This window comes from Syntrophus sp. (in: bacteria), from assembly GCF_040768185.1.
Classification (GTDB): Bacteria; Desulfobacterota; Syntrophia; order Syntrophales; family Syntrophaceae; genus Syntrophus; species Syntrophus buswellii.
This window is the reverse complement of sequence record NZ_JAXGNC010000012.1, coordinates 69,305-87,799: the sequence shown is the minus strand read 5'-3', so window position 1 is coordinate 87,799 and position 18,495 is coordinate 69,305. Positions and strand designations below refer to the sequence as shown.

The window sequence follows — 18,495 nt, the reverse complement described above, 5'->3', positions numbered from 1 at the left end:
TCTTCGCTCCTCGACCGGACGTCCTGCTCATGCATCTCTCTCACCCAATGTTCCATCGGGCACTCTCCGCCCTGACGCGCCGTCGTTTCCCCGGCGGCGGCGAGGAGGTCTCCCGCTGGACCGTGAGGAAGGGAAACGTACCCCCAGGCGCCGAGGCGCTGATTCTGTTCAGCATCGAAGAACTGGCCATTAATGACCTGCGGGAGACTTTTCACCATTGGGTCCGCACGCTCCTTTTCCCCTTTCGGAACGGCATCCTGGGGGAACCTCTCCCCCATCGGCCCGCCCGGGATCTGCGCTGTTCTGCCGCCATCCCTGATGATGGCCTCTATGACGAGGCCCGAAACCTGATCGATGAAGTTTCTTCGGATCTCAAACGGTTCCTTGCCGATTACACTCAGAAACTCACGGCCGAACTTCAGAAGCAACTGGAAGCAACCGGCAGCCAGGCCCGCCGGCAGGAGGAAGTTCGCTACCGAAGCCGCCAAGGCGAGGTATCGGCATTGATTGCCGAAAATACCCTGGGTAAGCTGGAACGGGAGATTGAAAAACTAAAGAGAGAACGCCGACAAGGCCTTCTTTTCGATGAAGAAGCCCGGATCGATGCCATCGACCGCTCCATCGAGGAAAAACAGACGGAAATCGCCCGTCGCACTCGACACTACGAGGAAGTGCGCGTCCAGCTGGAAAAGGAGCGCGAACGCATCGTGCGGCATCTCCTTCCCCGACGGCATGCCATGTCCGCCCCTTCCCAGGTCTTCCCCGTCGCCATCGAGGTATGGCTCCCCGGAGGTGTTTCATGAACGGTACGGAACTGATCGGTTGGGACCGCCTCCGTCATGGAGGGCTTCTCCTCGATACGCCGCGACTGAAGAGGATTGCCGAGCATCTTCCGGAACCTCTTTCTCCCTGGCGGGAAAGAGAACTACGGCGTCAGGCGGGGGCGCTTCTGGATGATGGGGGAAACAAAACGGATTTTGTTCGCTTTGTCCTGGAAGAAATCTGCGGTTTTGCTTCACCAAGCGGATCATGGCAGCGGGGCAGTCAGGTGAGCGCCGAATGGGGCCGCCGGGCCGTAACGGGAGAAACAGTGAAACCCCAACAACTTTGGCGTGCTTCAAATGACGCGGTTCTTCCCGTCTTTATCGATATCGAGGTCCGCCTCGGTGTCGGACGCGGCCGGCGCTCTGTCAGCCAGGTCGTGTCCTGGCTCCGTGGGGGAAGCGAGCGTCTTGCCGTCCTTACCAACGGCCGCCAGTGGCGGCTGATTTTCACCGGTCTCGATTTTGACGCCTGGTGCGAATGGGATCTGGAACTCTGGTTTGAAGAGGGCGCCCTCTCCCCTCAGGTGGCCGCTCTGCGAACACTCCTGGCCCCGGCTCTCTGGACTCCGGTAACCTCTGGGGCGCCTTCCCCGCTCCTGGAGGCGATTCTCGACAGCCGGAAGGGGCAGGCAGAACTCTCGGCTGTCCTGGGCGAACGGGTTCGCGAAGCCGTCGAGATCCTCGTTCAGAGCCACGGCGATATTCTGAAGGAACAAGGAAGCGAGATCGATCCTGCCAGGATCTACCAGGCCGCCGTGAGGATTGTCATGCGGATGGTTGTCATCCTTTTCGCCGAATCCCGCGATCTTCTGCCCCGCGAAAATTCCTTCTATTATGGTGCTTATGGCTTGACAGGCCTCCTGGAAGATCTGGAAAAGTCCGGGGCGGCTCGCGGCGGCAGCCGTCTTGCCCGGTCCTGGAGCGCATGGCCGAGGATTCTGGCCCTCTTCCGTCTTGTTTGTCAGGGTTCTTCCCATGAAAAGCTTCCCGTGCCCGCGTACGGCGGTGAACTCTTCGCCCCGGGAGATGCCGCTTCACCCGATGGCCTGTCGCGAGCCCTTGCCATCTTCGAGAACGCCTGCTTCGCTCGGGAAATTCTCTCCGATCGGGAAGTCCATCGCATTCTGGAACTCCTCACAAGGACGCGGGTTAAACTCCGGCAGGGAAGGGCAAGTATGTGGATTCCCGCACCTGTAGACTTCTCAGACCTCTCCAGCGAATACATCGGCATCCTTTACGAAGGGCTGCTTGACTTCGAATTGAAGACCGTCCCGCCAGGCGATCCGGTCATCTTTCTGGCCGTCGGCAACCAGCCGGCCCTGCCGCTTTCCCGCCTCGAAGGAATGGACGACCGGGCTATCGCCGATCTCCTGGAGAAGATGAAGGACACGGGTCAGGAGGAAGCGGGTGAGGAAACCGGCGAAGAAGCTTCTGTGGACGGTAACGAAGACGTTACGGATACTCCAGGCGATGGTGATGAAGACGATGGGGGGATCGGTCTCTATGCCGCTGCAGAGGAAAATTCCGCGGAAGAGAGAATCGAAGAACCGGGTGACGATCGTCATGTGACGCGCACCCGAGCCGAGACCTGGGCACGACGGGCCGTGGATGTAGGCAACCTTGTCCGCCGCCCCCGTGGCGCCCTGACGCCGGAACGACGTCTCATTTATGAAGACGCCATTTCCCGGAAGGCCCGGCAGCTTGTCGTCCGCGTCATTCTCCCCGGTGAGTGGTATGTCGTTCGCTGGGGCGGCACCCGCAAGGGATCGGGCACCTTTTATACCCGGCCGGGTCTGGCCGTGCCCACGGTCCAGCGAACCTTGCGTCCCCTGGTCTATGATCCCCCGGTGGATGCCACAGGTCAGCCGGATTTCGCTGCCTCGGCAGTAGCATGGACGCCTCGTAAGCCCGAAGAGATTCTTGCCCTGAAAGTCTGTGATCCCGCCTGCGGCTCCGGAACCTTTCCCGTAGCGGCCCTGCGTTTTCTCACCGACGGCCTTTACGCCTCCCTCCATTTCCATAAACGGATTGCCGTCGACGGCGAAAAGGCCATTGCAAGGCTCATTGCACCTGTGTCGGATCTGCCGGAAGAGCGGCTCTGTCAAGAGGATCTTCCCTGCCGGCCGGAAGACGAAGACTTCGAGAAGAAGACCAAGGCGCGCCTGCGCCGTCATGTGGTGGAACGCTGTATCTACGGAGTGGACCTCGACCCACTGGCGGTGGAGCTCTGCCGCCTGTCCCTCTGGCTTGAAACCATGGATCGGGAGCTGCCCTTCTCCTTTCTCGACCACAAGATCAAGTGCGGCAACAGCCTTGTCGGCGCCTGGTTTGACCAGTACCGGCACTATCCCGTCATGGCCTGGAAAAACCGCGAGGGAGGCGACAAGAATCACGCAAACGGCATCCACTTCGAACGGGAGGCGCGGACAAAGGCCTTGAAGGCCTTCGTCAAGGAGAGGCTCATTCCCGATTTACGACATTTCCTAGCGGTGTCCCACCATCTGTTCGCTGAAAGACCGATAGAGGCGACCACCGCCCATGCCGCTGCCCACGCCGTCTTTTCGCGCCTCCATGACCTGCCCGTCAATTCCAGTGCAGAACGCGCCCGGATCTACCGGGAAGAGATCCTCGGCTCTCCGGACTGGCAATTACTGAAGTCCGCTCTGGACCTCTGGTGCGCCTGCTGGTTCTGGCCGGCGGATGCCCTGGATTCCGCTCCTCTTCCGACGACCTTTCATGACCCGTCGCCGGAGACCCGGTCACTTGCCGGCCGGATCGTACAGGCCAAGCGCTTCTTCCACTGGGAGCTGGAATTCCCCGACGTCTTCTGTGTGCAAAATTCCGGCTTTGACGCCATCCTCGGCAATCCGCCCTGGGACATCGCAAAGCCCAATTCCAAGGAGTTCTTCTCCAACATCGATCCCCTCTATCGCGCCTACGGAAAACAGGAAGCCCTCCGTCATCAGACCGGATACTTCGAAACCGGGGAAATCGAACAAAACTGGCTCGACTATAACGCCGACTTTCGCGCCCAGTCGAACTTCATGAGCTATGCCGCAAGTCCCTACGGCGATCCCAAGGAAAACGAGGCCAGTTCCGACCGCTTTGCCGTTGCCCGCGGCCGGGATAATGCCCTTTGCATGCACACTGGCGGAAGATCCGCTCGTGCCGCTCGCTGATCCGGTTCATCCCTTCGGTCATCAGGATCAGCCGACATCAACCCTACAAGGCCTTCTCGGAGCAGGCCCATGCCCTCCTTCGCCCGGACGGCCGCCTGGGATTCATCGTCCTCTGGCCTCTATTCCGACCACGGACAGGGGACTGCGCTGTCTCTTTCTCGATGCCGCTGGGAATGGCTCTTTGGCTTTGAAAAACTGGACAAGGTCTTCGAAATCGACAGCCGTTTCAAGTTCAATCCCATCATCATCCAGAAGGGCGGCGCCAGAGGCGATCTCCACGGCCTTCATGCGCCGCAACTCGAAGACTGGGAGCACGCCGAGACCTTTGCAACGCCTTATTCCCGCACCCAGGTTGCTCGACCAGCCCCCTGTTCCCTGGGCCATCCTCGAAATCCAGTCGCAGCGAGAGGATCTGGAGATCTCCGGAGAAGATCTACGCCAACCTGTTCTCCTCGGCGATGACAGCCCCGACGGCTGGGCATCCGCTATGCCACGGAATTTCATATGACCAACGATTCGCGGCTCTTTCCCCTCGCCCCCGGTGGGAAGCCCAGGGCTACCGCCCTGACGAGTACAGCCGCTGGCTCAGCAGACTGGCGGCCCATCGAAGAACTCTGGACCGAATTGGACATCGACCCAGCCCGTCCCCCTGCCCGCCGAAATCGAGTTCGAAGATTGGCTCTTCAATACCTCCGCCAGCCTGGAAAAACGCACCGCCCAGGCATGTCACATCCACGGCCATTGGCTAAAACCTGGCGACGTCCAGCGCACGCCCCGAGCGCGTCCGCTGCGCCCAGCCGCCCTATGACGCACTTCCCATCCCCGCGCTGACGTTCCACAAGGCATCATCCTCTCCCGCGCCGATGCCTGGATAAGGGAAGAGCAGGTTGAAGATACGGCATTGCCATTATATGAGGGCCGAATGATCGGCCAGTTCGACTTCAGCCAGAAGGGCTGCGGCGGAAAGGTCGCGGGGCAGTCTGGCAGGACATCCCCCGGAACAGGAAGCAGATTGAGCCAGTATTTGCTCTCTTGAAAAATGGCAGGAAGTGGAGTTGTCGGCTTATCTTCAGAGCTTGCCAGGAATTGGCGGCATGGCTGCAGCGGAAGCGGAGAAAGAAAGGCTGCGAGATCCGCTGCAGTACTCTCTGGTGGTGGCCTAGGCAGCATAAAGTTTCAATTATGGATGTAACTTCCAGCACTAATACTCGGACTGTTATCGGTTCTCTGTTACAATGCGTACCCTGTGGCCACAAAAGCCCCACTTTGACACCCAAAATCGTGAGAACACCTCCTTGTTACCACGATCCTTAATTCCTTTGCTTTGATTTTCTTGTTCGCCTTCGTCTCGGTGGCAACTCATTAATCTGGTCTGTATTAGCTGAAAGTCCGTTTATAAAGAAATCTTATCATTAAACGAAGTATTATTGGAACAGCATTCAGCCAATCTCAGCGTACCAGACTTTCTGTTTGCCCTTTACAGTGGTACTTACCAAAAGCATCTTTATTCTCTATTGCACCAATAGCCAATTGGGCGCTAACTGAAGCAGAACGCCTTCGGTCTCGTTGTATTTTCGATGCCCTTATCGCTCATCAATATGGGTCTAATATCAATGACTTGCATCACATACTGGAAGATCGTGACCATCCGCTTCCAACGTTTCAGGATACAATCCCAAGCGGGTTTCTGGCGCGTCGACAAAGACAAGGATCCGGAATCCCGCCACACGGTCCTGACCCTCATCGCCTTCCACGATCTTGAAGAGAAGATCCGCGGCGTGCGGCGGCGACCGTAGAGGGCATCAAGCTCTTCCTCAACCAGAACAACGGCGAGGGCTGGATGCTCCCCGAAACTCTGTGCCTGGCCGACCATGGCCTCGCCATGACGACCGGGCAAAACGCTCAACCCGTTCTCCCGCCTCGGACCACGCTTCTATGACTGCGCTTGCCCAATCCCCGCTGAGGAATCCTGGCGCGAGTACCCACGCCGCACCCCTGGGAGAAACGCTATCAACAACTTCTAATGACATTAAATCCCCGGAGGAAGCGAAGAAATCGCTCAAGGACCAGAGCAAATCTTCAACGGCAGATCTTGGCAGAGGGAAACAAGGAGAGCTTTTTTGACTGAAGACATCCTGAGTTTACGTGGGATAACGGGCCATCGGAAAACTGAAATGAATGAATTGCATCGGATTACATCGGTAAAGTTTCTACGCTACAAAGCATTCCGAGATTTTTCATTGTCATTGGATCGATTTAATATTCTGTAGGCCCGAATAACTCAGAAAATCGACCATTCTGGGCGCTTTTCGAATTTTAGCCGAAGCACTGCGTAGAGCCAGGGCAAGCGCCAACATTTGTTCAAGGACCGCAAGCTCTTCGTTGGTTTCTGAAAGTAAAATGACTGGCTGTGCGCATCGATCGGGAAAAGACGACCATTTTGGTGAAAAGGTTCGTTTGCATTATGCGATTGAAAAGGTAAAATAATTACCCATAGTGAATCATATTAGCAACAGGCCGGCTGCTGCCAGTTGGCGTTTCGACTTGATACAGGGAATATTATTACCTATATGAACACAGAACAAAAACCACGAGGGACAGATTTCTTTGCTACCCACTCGGTTTTTTCTCTCGACGAGGCCGTTACGGACCTGGCACCGGGGGGAAAACGGTTGCGTGTCGTCGAACGACTAAAGCACCATCTCAGGGTGGGTCGCTTGAAACACGTTACACGCGAGATATATGCTGTTGTCCCTCCGACTTGGTCCCCGAGCATTTGTATCCCGATCCTTTTCTGGTGGCAAGTGCCATGTACCTCGACGGTGTCTTTTTCGCACCACAGCGCCTTGGAGCTGCTCGGTGCCGCGCACTCGCTTTGGAATCAATGCACTCCTTTATATCAACGCGGCGCCGTCGGCCGCTTGTACTGGAAGACGCAACTTCGTTTCTGGATATTCCCTCAATGAAGGGCACTGGACAAGCAAATCGGCACACGGCGGATAGAGCGTCAAGGCAAACTGCTCAATGTCACCGGCCCTGAACGAACATTGGTTGAAGGATTCAGCCGACCGGCGCTGATCGGAGGACTGGAGGAACTGGTTAACTCCGCCGCCGGTTTCACCACCCTGGATCTTGAACTCCTGGAGGAGGTCCTGAGCCGGTACGACATGGCAAAGCTCTGGGCGGCAACGGGCTGGTTTCTGGAGAGGTTTCAGAACGTTTTCCATGTGCCTGATGCGCTTCTGACCCGCATGGAATACACCGTCCACGTTCCCGGGCGTACATCGAGCGCGGGCAGCGGGGCGGCCTCCTTGTCAAACGCTGGAACCTGATCATTCCCAAGGTTGTTTTGTCTCCCGGGAGAGCCTGATGAACGTTAGTCTGGAGTACCTGAGACACTGCTCAAATCAGACCGGCTATCGGATCGAACCGCTGGAAAAGGTCGTGCGCTGGGGAATGGCGGCAGATATCAAGCGGCACCCGCTTCTCGGGGTGGTGCTTGCTCTAAAAGGCGGCACGTGCTTAACTCATTTCGGTCCGCCCAAACGGCTCTCCGTAGATCTTGATTACAATTACATAGGGCATCTCGACCGAACGGACATGCTGGAAGCCCGGCCGGTTGTGGAGCAGGCTGCTGTCGATCTGGCCCGCGCCAAGGTTATCGTGTGCAACAGTCAGCCGACGCATTCGCTGGACGGAAGTTTTATCTCTTCTACCGATCTGCCCTCGGTCCGGAGGATCGGATCGAGATAGATCTGAATTTTCTCTTCCGGATGCCTATCGCCGGACTGAGAGGCGCGAACTCTGGCAGCCTCGGTAAATTGGATCGACCACTTCGTCCAGGTCGTCAGCCTGGCGGAGATTCTTATCGGCAGTTCTTGGCTCCCACTCGATCGCAGTGCGGTAAGGGATGCCTGGGATGTCGCCTATCCTCCGCTGGCATCGACAGAGGCGTTCAAATCAATCCGGTTTCGGCGATGGTTCATTGCCCTTTCCTCCATTCTTGAACACCCGCTTATGACCTATACCAGAGAACGTCTTGAGGCAGGCCTGACCGATCAGGCTATTGAAGAACGGCTTGCCCCCCTTCTGACTGGTGTCACGGCTGTCCGGGGGGAACTTATTGAACACGCATGGGGAAACTTGGCGAAGTTTTCTGACCTTGGATCCCGATGAGGGAAGGGTTCATCGCCGCCGTTCATCAGGGGAGCTGCGGCCTCAAATTGCTCTTTTCACAGGATCCGGAGGAAGCCGGCCGTATCGCCGGGCATCCAGCTATTCTATGGAAAATTCAAAATGTGCGGAATTATCTGGCCCGGCCGAGCAGGCCGGGAAAAGGCGCCGGTCCGGACACACAGCGCTGATTACGAGGGCTGATCATGGCATTAAATCCGATTGTCTTTACCGAAAAGGCTGTCCGAAGTTTTCTCCGCTATCAGCTTACCGCCTATCCTTTCTACGATGAGCGCCTCCATGCACAGATGCGGCAACTGCTGTCTCTGGATGAAACCCGGCATTCACCCCTCTTGAAGGGGCCCTATATCAGCCTCTCCCGCCCCTTCCGGCAGGGGACAACGATCGAAGAGCTGGTGCGGGAGAGTATCTTTCACCCCCACATGCGACACCGCATCCCCGCGGAGATTTCCCGGGTCTACGGGCACCAGGAGGAGGCGATCCGGGCCATTCATGCCGGGCGGACGACTCTGGTCTCGACGGGAACCGGCTCCGGCAAAACCGAATGCTTTCTCTATCCCATTATCAGCAAATGTTTTTCCTTGCGCGATGAAGGGGCGCCTGCGGGCATCAGCGCCGTCATCGTCTATCCCATGAATGCCCTGGCCGAAGACCAGCTCGGCCGTCTGCGGTCTCTTCTGGCCGGTACGGACATTTCCTTCGGCATGTATGTCGGGAAGACACCGGAGCGGGAGGCTGAAGTAACGGGCATCCGCCTGCCCGCCGGGTCGTCCCTGGCCGATTATGAGGCAAGACTTGCGGAGGTGCACCGGGAAAAGCGAAGTGAAACCGTTCATCCCCCGGAGGAGATCTGCGCCCGGGAAAAAATGCGAACTCCCGGCCGTCAACCGCGAATCCTGCTGACCAACGTGAAGCAGCTGGAGCTCCTGCTTACCCGCCAGCGGGATGTCGAGTTGTTTGCCGATGCAAGGCTCGATTTCCTCGTTTTTGACGAGGCTCATACCTTTGCGGGCGCCCAAGGGGCTGAAACGGCCTGTCTCATCCGCAGACTCCGGACCTTCTGTGGGCGGGAAACCCAGGAATCCGTCTGCATCGCTACATCGGCAACCATTGCCGATCAGCGGAATCCCGATGCGGCACGTGATTTTGCGTCCCGTTTCTTTGGCGTGGAGAAGGAAAGGGTCGTCACCGTCAGTGAGGCATACCAGCCTGAGGTATGGGCCCACAAACGCGTAACGCCCCCTCTGCCGAAAAAAGATACCGGTCTGTTGCTCAATGAATGCGTGCAGGCTGTGGAGGAAGAGCAGGAAGAAGGAGCCGCTGTCCGCACGGTCTATCGCTCACTGGCCTCATCCGATCTCTCGGCTGGGAATTGGTCCGAAGCCCTTCATGCCGGTCTAGCAAAGAACGAGATTGTCTTTCGACTTACCGAAGTCCTTGCATCGCCGCGCCCTCTTCAAGAACTTCCGGTTGAGTTGGAAAAGAAAATCGGCCGTTCCGTAACCGAAGCGGAGGTTCTGGCCTGGCTTACTCTAGGGGCGGCAGCAAGGAAAGAGGGTAGGCCACTGATAAGACCCGTTGTACATGTCTTTATTCGAGGCATCAGCGGCGCCGTTGTGTCCTTTCCGGAAGGCGAAACGGGGCCGAAACTCTGGCTCGCCGCAGAAGACGAAATCGAAGCCGGAGGAAGTGAAGAGCGAAGCGCCCATTTTTCTGTCACAACCTGCACCACCTGCGGGCAACATTACTTTGTCACCTTTTTGAAGGATTTTGAATTTTCAAGCCGACGGCCGGGCGGCGGCGAACTTTCCGGCGATGGGTCCTTCTGGCAACCGCTGGAAGAAGCTCAAGGTGGAAACCGAGTCGTGCTCGTTGACCAGATTGTCGGCGGCAGCGATGACGAAGATCTCGACGAACATGAGCGTCTCGCTGCCATCTATTTCTGCCGCCGTTGTGGCGCCGCCCATCCCGATGCAGTGAAGCGTTGCCGCCATTGCGGTGCAGTCGGGGAACCGGTGCTTCTTTATGCCGTGCGGCAGAAGGGAGACAATCCAGGCATGCTTACGAGTTGCCTCTCCTGCGGGTCCAACGGGCGGCGTATCGGCAGCAACTACCGGGAACCGGCGCGACCGGTCCGTGCGACCAATGTGGCCGACGTGCATGTTCTGGCTCAGGACATGGTGCACCATTCGGAACGGCCACGTCTCCTGGTTTTCTGCGACAACCGGCAGGATGCCGCCTTCCAGGCAGGCTGGATGAAGGATCATGCCCGTCGTTTCCGCCTGCGCGCCCTCATGGCCGAGGGTCTCAAAAACGGTTCTGTTTCCATCGGCGATCTGGCCATGCACCTCGATGAGATTCTGGAAAGGGACGAGGCGCTTTCCCGTGCCCTTGTTCCCGAGGTGTGGCAAGTGGTCCGTCGAGAAGGCGGAGGCGGTCGCCACGAACAGGAACGACGGAAATTTCTCCGCATTCAGGTGCTGCGGGAAGTCACGCTTTCCTCCAGGCAAGCCATTGGTCTCGAACCATGGGGACGGATGAAGGTGGATTATGAAGGCCTTGACCCCGCGTTGCCCTGGATTCAGGAAAATGCCCATGCCCTCGGCATGCCTCCCGAGGATCTCCGCGACGGTGTCGCAGGCCTTCTCGATTATCTGCGACGCAAGCGGGTATTGCATGACCGGAACGCGAAATTTTCACCAAATACTGGATGGATGGGATCTCGAAGTCCAGCAGGGCTACCTTCCCCAGTTGGGAGGACCGGTTGGAACAAAACTTCAGCGCAGCCCGGAGGAACGACAGGAACTGGTAGCCCAATGGTTCAGCGATATGGGTCATACCACAATAAGTCAGATGGCCAGAAAGTGGGGCGTGTCCGCGGAGAATACCGAATCCTTTCTGGAAGGCTTGTTCCGCCTTCTCGTGGGTATAGGTCTCCTCAAACCGGTCCGCCTCAAAGGATCGAAGGGAAAGCCCCTCTCAAGAGTCAGCGGTGTCTACCAGGTTGACGCCGACCGCCTGCGTCTCCATCAGAATCATGGAGTGTGGCGATGCCGGAGCTGCCGACGCCGCACGACACGACGTACTCCGAAGCAGACCTGTCTGGCCTGGCGCTGCGACGGTGATCTGGAATTCATCCCAGAAGAAGCAGACAACTACGACCTGCAACTCCTCGATCAGAGATATTCGATGCCCGGCCTGAAGAGCATACGGCCATGGTCCCCATGAAGAACGGGAGCGCTTGAAAATCTCTTCAAGGGCGATTCCGAAGCGGTTAATGCCTTTGTCTGTACCCCCACCCTCGAACTGGGCGTGGACATTGGCAAGCTCGATGCGATCCTCATGCGAAACGTCCCGCCTTTACCCGCTAATTATTGGCAGCGGGCCGGCCGTGCGGGTCGGCGTCACCGGATGGCGGTGGATTTGACTTATTGCCGTCCCGTCTCGCACGACCGAGCGTATTTTGCCGAACCACTCAAACTGCTGGCGGGCCTGGTCGACCCTCCGGCATTCAATCTGCGCAATGAGCTGATGGTCGCCAAACATGTTCATGCGATGGTCATTACAAGGCTGCACCAGTACGCCCGCGATGCCTCCCGATCCGCAACGGAGCGTCGCAACATCGAAAACACACTGAAAACCTGCCTCCCGGACAGAGTGTCGGATTATCTCTTTGAAAACGGCTTTGTGAAGGAGACACGACCAGACCTTGCTCCTCTGCAATCCTTGATCGACGGTAACATCAATGATCTCTCCAGCTACGTGGAGCATGCACTCTGCCAGGGTTGGCCGGAAGTAGACCAAGAAGTAACGCGCCCGGAGGCGTTACGCAGCCATGTGAAGGGCATGGTCGGTACGCTTGAGGAGGTGATTTCCCGGCTGGAACGCCGTCTGCGTTGGGCTCTGGAACAGATAAGGCGACTTAACGGGCTGAGGGAAAAACAGGGCGATCTGGACCAGGAAGACGAGTCCCTTTTCCGGCGCTGCGATACCCTTGTCAAGCGCCTCAAAGGCACAGCCCGCCGTACCCGCCGCGAAGCGGAAGGATATGACGATGTCAACACGTATGGGGTTCTGGCTGCTGAAGGCTTCCTGCCCGGTTATGGACTGGAAACAGGCTCCGTTCTGGGAACCGCAGAGATTCCTTTCTGGCAGGCGGGCGCAATGGCGTTTGCGCTGCCTCGACCGCCCGGAGTCGCCTTGAGGGAGTATGTGCCCGGCAACCTGATCTATGCCAATGGAAATCGCTTTGTGTCTCGCCGGTATCATCGCGACATCGATGAACAACGGCAGGAAACGCCTGTCTTCGAAGTATCGTACGAACGACAGGCTGTCAAATTGACCAATATAGGCATTCCTCCAGCCGCCCTTGGAGCGGTTGTTCTGCAAACCATTGCAGTTTGCGACGTAGATCTTGTACACCAATCCCACATTTCCGATGAGGAAGAGTTTAGATTCCAGATGAGTGTGGCGGTCTACGGCCTGGAACTCGATCAGCACAATGGCGGGATTGCCTACAGATGGGGTGGTCAGGCTTTGCACCATCGCCGCGGAGTCAGACTGCGTATGGTCAACGTCGGCGCCGCATCGGCAATCGACCGGTTCGAGAGGTTCGGCTATCCTGTTTGCAGGGTCTGCGGGCAGAGCATCTCACCTCTCTCCTCGGATCGGCAGCGCGAACACTTTGAACAGACCCATCAAGAGCGCTGCGGAAGACCCCTTGTCCCCATCGGGTTTTATGCCGATGTGGTGGCAGATGTCCTGTCAGTGCCGGCTTGTTCCGATAAAACAATGGCGTATAGCGTCCTTGAAACGCTGCGCTTTGCGGCCGCCCGGGTCCTGGATATGCACCTGGATGATCTGCAGATCCTCGTTATCGGACATGTAGATCGCGAAGAAGTAGATGCTCTGCTGTGGGACCCCATGCCCGGCGGTTCAGGACTTCTGGATCAGATTTGTCAAAGATTCGAGGAAATTGCCGCAGTAGCGCAAGAGGTTGTGGAGCACTGTCCGGCTGCCTGCGAAAAATCCTGTATCGATTGTCTCCAGACCTTCCGCAACGGATACTATCACAAGTATCTCGACCGGAAGGCTGCACAGGAACGTCTTGCAGCATGGGGAACAGGATTGACGGAGGACCACGAGATCCCTGCCAGACAACCTTCTAAAGCCCCCGCTGAGGGAAGCCAACCAGTCAACGAAGCGGAGCGACGACTGCGACATCTGTTGTTAGCCGCCGGGTTTGAAGAAGGAATAAGAGGCCGGCAGATCCGTCTTGACCGGGCCATCGGAACGACGACACCTGATGTTATTTACCGAGGACCACACCATGATGAGGATGAGGGCGTGTGCATTTATCTCGATGGATTGAGCGCCCATCTCCACGGCAACAGCGCAACAGCTGAACAGGATCAACGCATCCGGTCCTGGCTGCGGAACAACGGCTATGAGGTCATTGAAATCGCCGTCAGCGACCTGAATGATGAAGGGGCAATGACACGCCATTTCCGAAGGTTGGCCGGTTATCTCAATGCCGGCGACCTCCGGGATGCCTTGCGGAAGGATCAATCCTGGTTTCGACAAGGAAGTGAAGCGGAAAAAGAAAAGGGGCGTTTCGGCCTTCGACTTGTACATCCAATGCCAGAGGATCGCTTCGTTCATTGTGTCCCCCTTATGCCCCTCAAAGCTGCCGCCGGCTATTTCAGTGAACCACAGAACGTGTCAGACTTGGATTGGGAACAGGATTGGGTGGAAATTGACACTGGTCGGCGCTTGAGAAAGGGGATGTTTGTGGCTCAGGTGATAGGCAAGTCTATGGAACCGATGATTCCCGATGGCGCCTACTGCCTCTTCGGATCACCGGTTGAAGGAACACGCCAAGGCAGAACGGTGCTTGTTCTTCTCCGGGACGCCGCGGATCCGGAAACAGGTCAACGATTCACCGTGAAGCGCTATGAAAGTGAGAAAACAGTTAGCGAAGACGGCACATGGCGGCATGTGAGGATAATACTTAAACCTGCTAATAAAGATTTCAAACCGATTTTAATGACTTCCGAAGATGAAGGCAGTGTAGAAGTGGTTGCTGAAATGCTGGAGGTCTTAGGTTAATTTGTGACACTTAATCACCGGTTAGCCGGCCACAAAAAATCATTGATCTTGTTTATGTTCACAAAAATGAACATTGCGATGATGTGAACGTATGAACTTCCTTGGATCATCTAATGGTGCCTGGGGAGGGAATCGAACCCTCACGACCGCAAGGATCGAGGGATTTTAAGTTCCGTTGCGTCTACCAGTTCCGCCACCCAGGCTCCAATAGTTTTTCGGTTATTATTTTTTGCAACAACTGTCAAGGAATAATTGAATTTTCGAACCCCTCTCGTGAAGCCGCATGGGCGTTTTTTTATGGAACCGCCAGAACCATGGGCTGTCCTCGTCTCTTAATCTGATAGGTCGTCTTGGCGGAGGACGAACCCTCGTTCAGGGACTTGAGCAAAAAAACATCGTTGGGTTCCTTGATCATTTGATCGTTGACGCCCTGCAGAATGTCCCCGCTTTCGAAGCCCATGGCCTTAAGGGGGTTGTCGGGGGTGATGCGGCCGAGGGTGAAGCCGTCCATTTTCCCGCTTGTGAAGTGGGGGCGGATCTGGCTGGTGTCGACCATTTTGCCGATGCTCTTCGTAAATTCGACACGCTCTGCAAGCGGCTTCTGAGAGTTGTCCCCACCCCGTCCCTGAAGCTCAATCGACTGCATGGGGCGATTGCGCGCATAGAGGCTTTCCATGCTGTCGCCCCTTTTGAAAACGGCGGTGTTTCTCGTAACCTGGACAAGGGTTCTTCCCCCGCCCACCGAATCCCCGATTTTATAGACCCGCGCCTTAGTCTGCCCTGCCTCTTTAAGAATGGCGAATCCCTTTAAATCGCCGAACGAGATGGTTCCAAGAAGTTCCGGCGGAGGAGGGGGCGGCGGCGGTTGCGGCTGCTCCACCTTCGGCGCCGCTTTGACGGTGGGAGCCAGGCCGAAGGGATTTCTGTCCATGATGGACGAGTAGGCGGAAAAGGGAGGCGCTGGGGCGGATCCCCGGGAATCGTTCGCGGACAGGGAGGCCAGGGGAGGGCGCGTTAACGCGATCTTGCCGGGTGCTGAATTCAGCACGTGAAGCAGGTCCCATCCCGTCCAGATCAATGCCCCGGCGACGGGAACCAGCGTGAGGATCCGGTAAAAGCGGCCGGGATGATCCTTTATGAACTGGGGCAGGTTAAAAGATTTGAGCATGGGACGCCTCGTCAATTCCAGGAAAAATCAGGCGGCTGGCCTTTCCGGCCCCGATGGCTTCTTCCCGTAGGTTTTCAGGGTTACCGCCGCGTTCAAATATTCCGTTTCAGCCGGCGTTCTGGTTATGGATATTTGATCGATCCTCATCCCATGCTCCGGCAATTCCACGAGATAGAGAAATTTCATCAACTGATCCATTTTGACCCTGTTGATCCTGATCTCCGTCCGGACCACATGATGGTTCTTCACAGACGATCTGGTCGTCTGGAAATCCTGAACCTGGGATTTGAGATCCGCTTCCTTGAGGATGCCGTCCAGCCTGGAAGACAGAGCGAAATCCGAATCGCCCCGGCCTGTTCCGTGGGAGGGGGCTTTCGATCCCTTGAGGCGGCGATACTGTTCGTCCAGGGAAATCAGCTCCTGGAGGACCTTTTCCTGGCGTTTGATGGAGTGGCTCAGCTTGTCCCGCGCTTCGAGAAAGGGCATCAGAACAAGAAGGCAGAACAGGATAAGAAGAACCCACGCAAGCCCTGCACCGGCAACATATCGTTCCCGTTTGCGCAGGCCGGACCAGTAGGAGATGAGGCTTTTAAAGGGCATGGGTCATCCTCAGCCTGAAGGTTTTTCTGCCTTCCATGTCTTTGCCGCCTCCAAAATGCATCTGGACATCCGCAAAGGACCCGGCCTTTTCCAATGCGCTTTTCCAGCTGTTGATGGCTTCATAGTCCGGCGCCTCCCCGTTGATTTCCAGGGAGATCGCATTGCAGGTGATCCCCGTGACAAGAATCCCGGAATCTTCCGGCTGCGTGTCCATCGCCTTTTTCCACTGTTCAAGGAAGAGGGGACCCTTTTCCATCTCCCCGGGGAGATTCTTTGCCTCCTTGATCTTCTGCTCCAGCTGGCGGACCGGATCGACCATCCGGGTGACCTCGGGGCAGCTGCCTTTGAAGGTCCTTGCGATTTCCGCCTTGAGGATGCCGAGTTTCCGGCTGTCCGCATAATAATGGACGGCCAGGTCGGCCCCGATACAAAGGAAAAAAAGAGCGAGCATGATCGCTGTCCAAGGAAGATGCCCCCTGAGCCCCTGCGGCTCCCTTTTTGAGGAGGGTTCCTCCTTCCTGAAGTTGAGGCCCCTCGATACCGTCATGCCGCGAAGGGCCAGGGCCAGGGCCTGATTCATGAGAGGCCCGTCCCAGGCCACGGGATGTTTTGCCAGGATGGCGATCCCTCTTCTCTGGAGCAGGTCGACAACGAGAACCGGCAGCTTGAAGAAGGCCTCCAGGTCTTTGCGCAGGGAATCACTGAGCGCGCCGCCCCCGGTCAGATAGAGATGAGACGGCAGGGTTCCCAGAAGGCCCTTGGCCCCGAGGAGGTGAAGCGTGTCGGCGATTTCCTGGAAGTGCTGAAGCAGGTTCCGTTTTGTTCCTGGGGACGCCCCGTCCGCCTCCAACAGATGATCCGCCCCCCAGGCAAAGGATCTCACGTGCACGATGGTTTTTTCCTGCACGAATACGGCGGCGGCGGATCGCGCCCCAATGTCCAGCAGGATCCAGGTTCCGCATGGGGCGTCGGACTCCAGGAGATTCAGGGCGACCGGGACGGCGTCGGTATCGATGGCGGTTATGCGGCGGCCGGCTGCGGCTTGCGACAGCTCATGAACATCCCGCCTTTTTGCGGCGGCTGCAAGAACCTCCGTCGATCCACCGGCGGACGAGATCGGCAGGGAATCGACGATCACCGTGTCGATGGGATCCGGAAGATGGGGCTCCAGCTCGTAGGTGATGATCTCATCGATCGTCTTCTCCTCGGAAAAGGGAAGGCTGAGATGGCGGAAGGAGCAGGACCCGGCCGGGAGCGAAAAGATGATGTCACCGGTTTTGAAGCCCTTGTCCGAAAACAGGCTCGACAGGGACGATTCCAGGCCTCCGGCGGCTTCCAGGTCGATCAGGGCCGATGCCGTCACGCTCACCCTGCCCGAAAGAACATCGCACTTCAAAGCCACCGCCTTCAGAAAGGCCGAACCGATATCAATGCCCAGAATTTTTTTGTTCATCAATCCATCCCGACAAACCGGAGTTTGAACTTCTCCGTTTTTCCGTCCCTTTCCAGGACTCCCGTTACCGCTCTTCTGCAGCCCTGCAGCCGCCCCGTGGAGGAAACCCGGAGGGCGTCACTTTTCACCGAAATCAGGTCCGACGGCGGGTTCAGGCCGGATGTCCCGATGATCTCCCTGTACCAGGCCGGGTCGCTGAGCTTTTCATTGTCCGACGATCGGAACTGTTCCATCTGGTCCGCTACCGCCTCGGATATCCCCGGAAAAAGGGCTTTCAGGACGGTTCTGGGCGCGGTGTTGATGTTGATTTTCCCTTTGCCGTAAAGGGTGATGCAGGCGCACAGCCCCGGCTGATCGGCCTTCCCGTAGAGGAGATCCCTGGTCAAGGCGCCGGTTTTCAGAATCTCGTCCGGGAAGTGAAAAGGTCCCTTCCTGCCCGTTGCCGATGTTTTCTCCTGTGAACCGGACCCTTGGGAAGCGGGAGCGGCCGTGGCCATCCACGCCTGCAGCCGGCTAACAATTTCTTCCCTCTGCTCCTCCTTCAAATTCCATTCCGGCTGGGCCAAAAGACGCAAGAGCATGTCCCGAAGCCCCTTGTTGACGCTGCCGTCAGGGTTGATGAGAGCGTTGAGCGGGATTTTTCCCGTTTCATCCTCGATGACAATGGAGACCTCCCCCTCCGCGAACAGCTCGTTGAAGCGGGCCGAGACGGCTTCGGCATCCGCCCAGGAAGAAGTCAGGCTGTCGTAGTCATGATCCTCGGCGTTGAGGAGGGCCTGGCTGAATGCGATTCCTGAGCGGGCAAGGTAAAGGGCCCGCAGGCCGTCGCCGAGATCGGCCGTTTCCGCCGTTTCCCTCCGCGTTTGAGAGATCATCTGGACGGAAGCTCCCACCATGACGGACGTCATGCAGAGGACAACGATCAGGGCAATGCCCCGTTCACCGTGTTTTTTAAGGGTCGCAGCCATC

General features: G+C 57.2%; 11 protein-coding genes, 1 tRNA gene and 2 pseudogenes. 7 read left to right on the top strand and 7 right to left on the bottom strand.

Annotation, left to right across the window (positions count from 1 at the left end; all coding sequences use genetic code 11):
• Together AB3175_RS11650 and AB3175_RS11645 are read left to right on the top strand one after the other, a co-directional pair.
• Nucleotides 1-803, top strand: a pseudogene (locus tag AB3175_RS11650) (DNA helicase); the annotation flags it as partial.
• Nucleotides 800-4,003, top strand: a complete 3,204-nt coding sequence (locus tag AB3175_RS11645) for a hypothetical protein (protein ID WP_367361106.1) — start codon at nucleotides 800-802, stop codon at nucleotides 4,001-4,003. The pseudogene AB3175_RS11650 and the gene AB3175_RS11645, both read left to right, overlap by 4 nt.
• A 102-nt stretch (nucleotides 4,004-4,105) precedes the next feature.
• Here AB3175_RS11645 and AB3175_RS11640 read toward each other — a convergent pair whose 3' ends face one another.
• Entirely contained in the window at nucleotides 4,106-4,387 is a 282-nt protein-coding gene (locus tag AB3175_RS11640) for a hypothetical protein (protein ID WP_367361105.1), read from the bottom strand.
• A 1,153-nt stretch (nucleotides 4,388-5,540) separates the two neighbouring features.
• Nucleotides 5,541-5,909 carry a hypothetical protein gene (locus tag AB3175_RS11635; protein ID WP_367361104.1) on the bottom strand — a complete coding sequence of 123 codons (369 nt, stop codon included), beginning with the start codon at nucleotides 5,907-5,909 and terminating at the stop codon, nucleotides 5,541-5,543.
• A 1,141-nt stretch (nucleotides 5,910-7,050) separates the two neighbouring features.
• Here AB3175_RS11635 and AB3175_RS11630 point away from each other — a divergent pair.
• From AB3175_RS11630 to AB3175_RS11610, 5 genes and pseudogenes are all read left to right on the top strand, one after another.
• Nucleotides 7,051-7,335, top strand: a complete 285-nt coding sequence (locus tag AB3175_RS11630; protein ID WP_367361103.1) for a hypothetical protein — start codon at nucleotides 7,051-7,053, stop codon at nucleotides 7,333-7,335.
• Nucleotides 7,336-7,372: 37 nt separating this feature from the next.
• Complete coding sequence (locus AB3175_RS11625) at nucleotides 7,373-7,756, top strand: nucleotidyl transferase AbiEii/AbiGii toxin family protein (protein ID WP_367361102.1); 384 nt, start codon at nucleotides 7,373-7,375, stop codon at nucleotides 7,754-7,756.
• A 626-nt stretch (nucleotides 7,757-8,382) separates the two neighbouring features.
• Nucleotides 8,383-11,205, top strand: coding sequence for a DEAD/DEAH box helicase (locus tag AB3175_RS11620; RefSeq protein WP_367361101.1), 2,823 nt, complete (start codon nucleotides 8,383-8,385; stop codon nucleotides 11,203-11,205).
• A 253-nt stretch (nucleotides 11,206-11,458) separates the two neighbouring features.
• Nucleotides 11,459-11,590 (top strand): annotated as a pseudogene (locus tag AB3175_RS11615) (helicase-related protein); the annotation flags it as partial.
• An 18-nt stretch (nucleotides 11,591-11,608) separates the two neighbouring features.
• Complete coding sequence (locus tag AB3175_RS11610; RefSeq protein WP_367361111.1) at nucleotides 11,609-14,305, top strand: Zn-binding domain-containing protein; 2,697 nt, start codon at nucleotides 11,609-11,611, stop codon at nucleotides 14,303-14,305.
• 114 nt (nucleotides 14,306-14,419) lie between these two features.
• Here AB3175_RS11610 and AB3175_RS11605 read toward each other — a convergent pair.
• The 5 genes from AB3175_RS11605 to AB3175_RS11585 all read right to left on the bottom strand — a co-directional run bounded on the left by AB3175_RS11605 (nucleotide 14,420) and on the right by AB3175_RS11585 (nucleotide 18,494).
• Nucleotides 14,420-14,508: transfer RNA gene (locus AB3175_RS11605), tRNA-Leu, on the bottom strand.
• Between the two features lie 92 nt (nucleotides 14,509-14,600).
• A complete protein-coding gene (locus AB3175_RS11600; protein WP_367361100.1) occupies nucleotides 14,601-15,473 on the bottom strand; it encodes a type II secretion system protein N in 873 nt (290 codons plus the stop codon).
• A 27-nt stretch (nucleotides 15,474-15,500) separates the two neighbouring features.
• On the bottom strand, nucleotides 15,501-16,073 hold the full coding sequence (gspM, locus tag AB3175_RS11595) for a type II secretion system protein GspM (RefSeq protein ID WP_367361099.1): 573 nt from the start codon (nucleotides 16,071-16,073) through the stop codon (nucleotides 15,501-15,503).
• Entirely contained in the window at nucleotides 16,063-17,526 is a 1,464-nt protein-coding gene (locus AB3175_RS11590) for a hypothetical protein (protein WP_367361098.1), read from the bottom strand. The genes gspM and AB3175_RS11590 overlap by 11 nt, the downstream gene beginning before the upstream one ends.
• Complete coding sequence (locus AB3175_RS11585) at nucleotides 17,526-18,494, bottom strand: general secretion pathway protein GspK (protein WP_367361097.1); 969 nt, start codon at nucleotides 18,492-18,494, stop codon at nucleotides 17,526-17,528. Before AB3175_RS11585 ends, AB3175_RS11590 begins: the two co-directional genes overlap by 1 nt.
• Nucleotide 18,495: the final 1 nt, after the last annotated feature.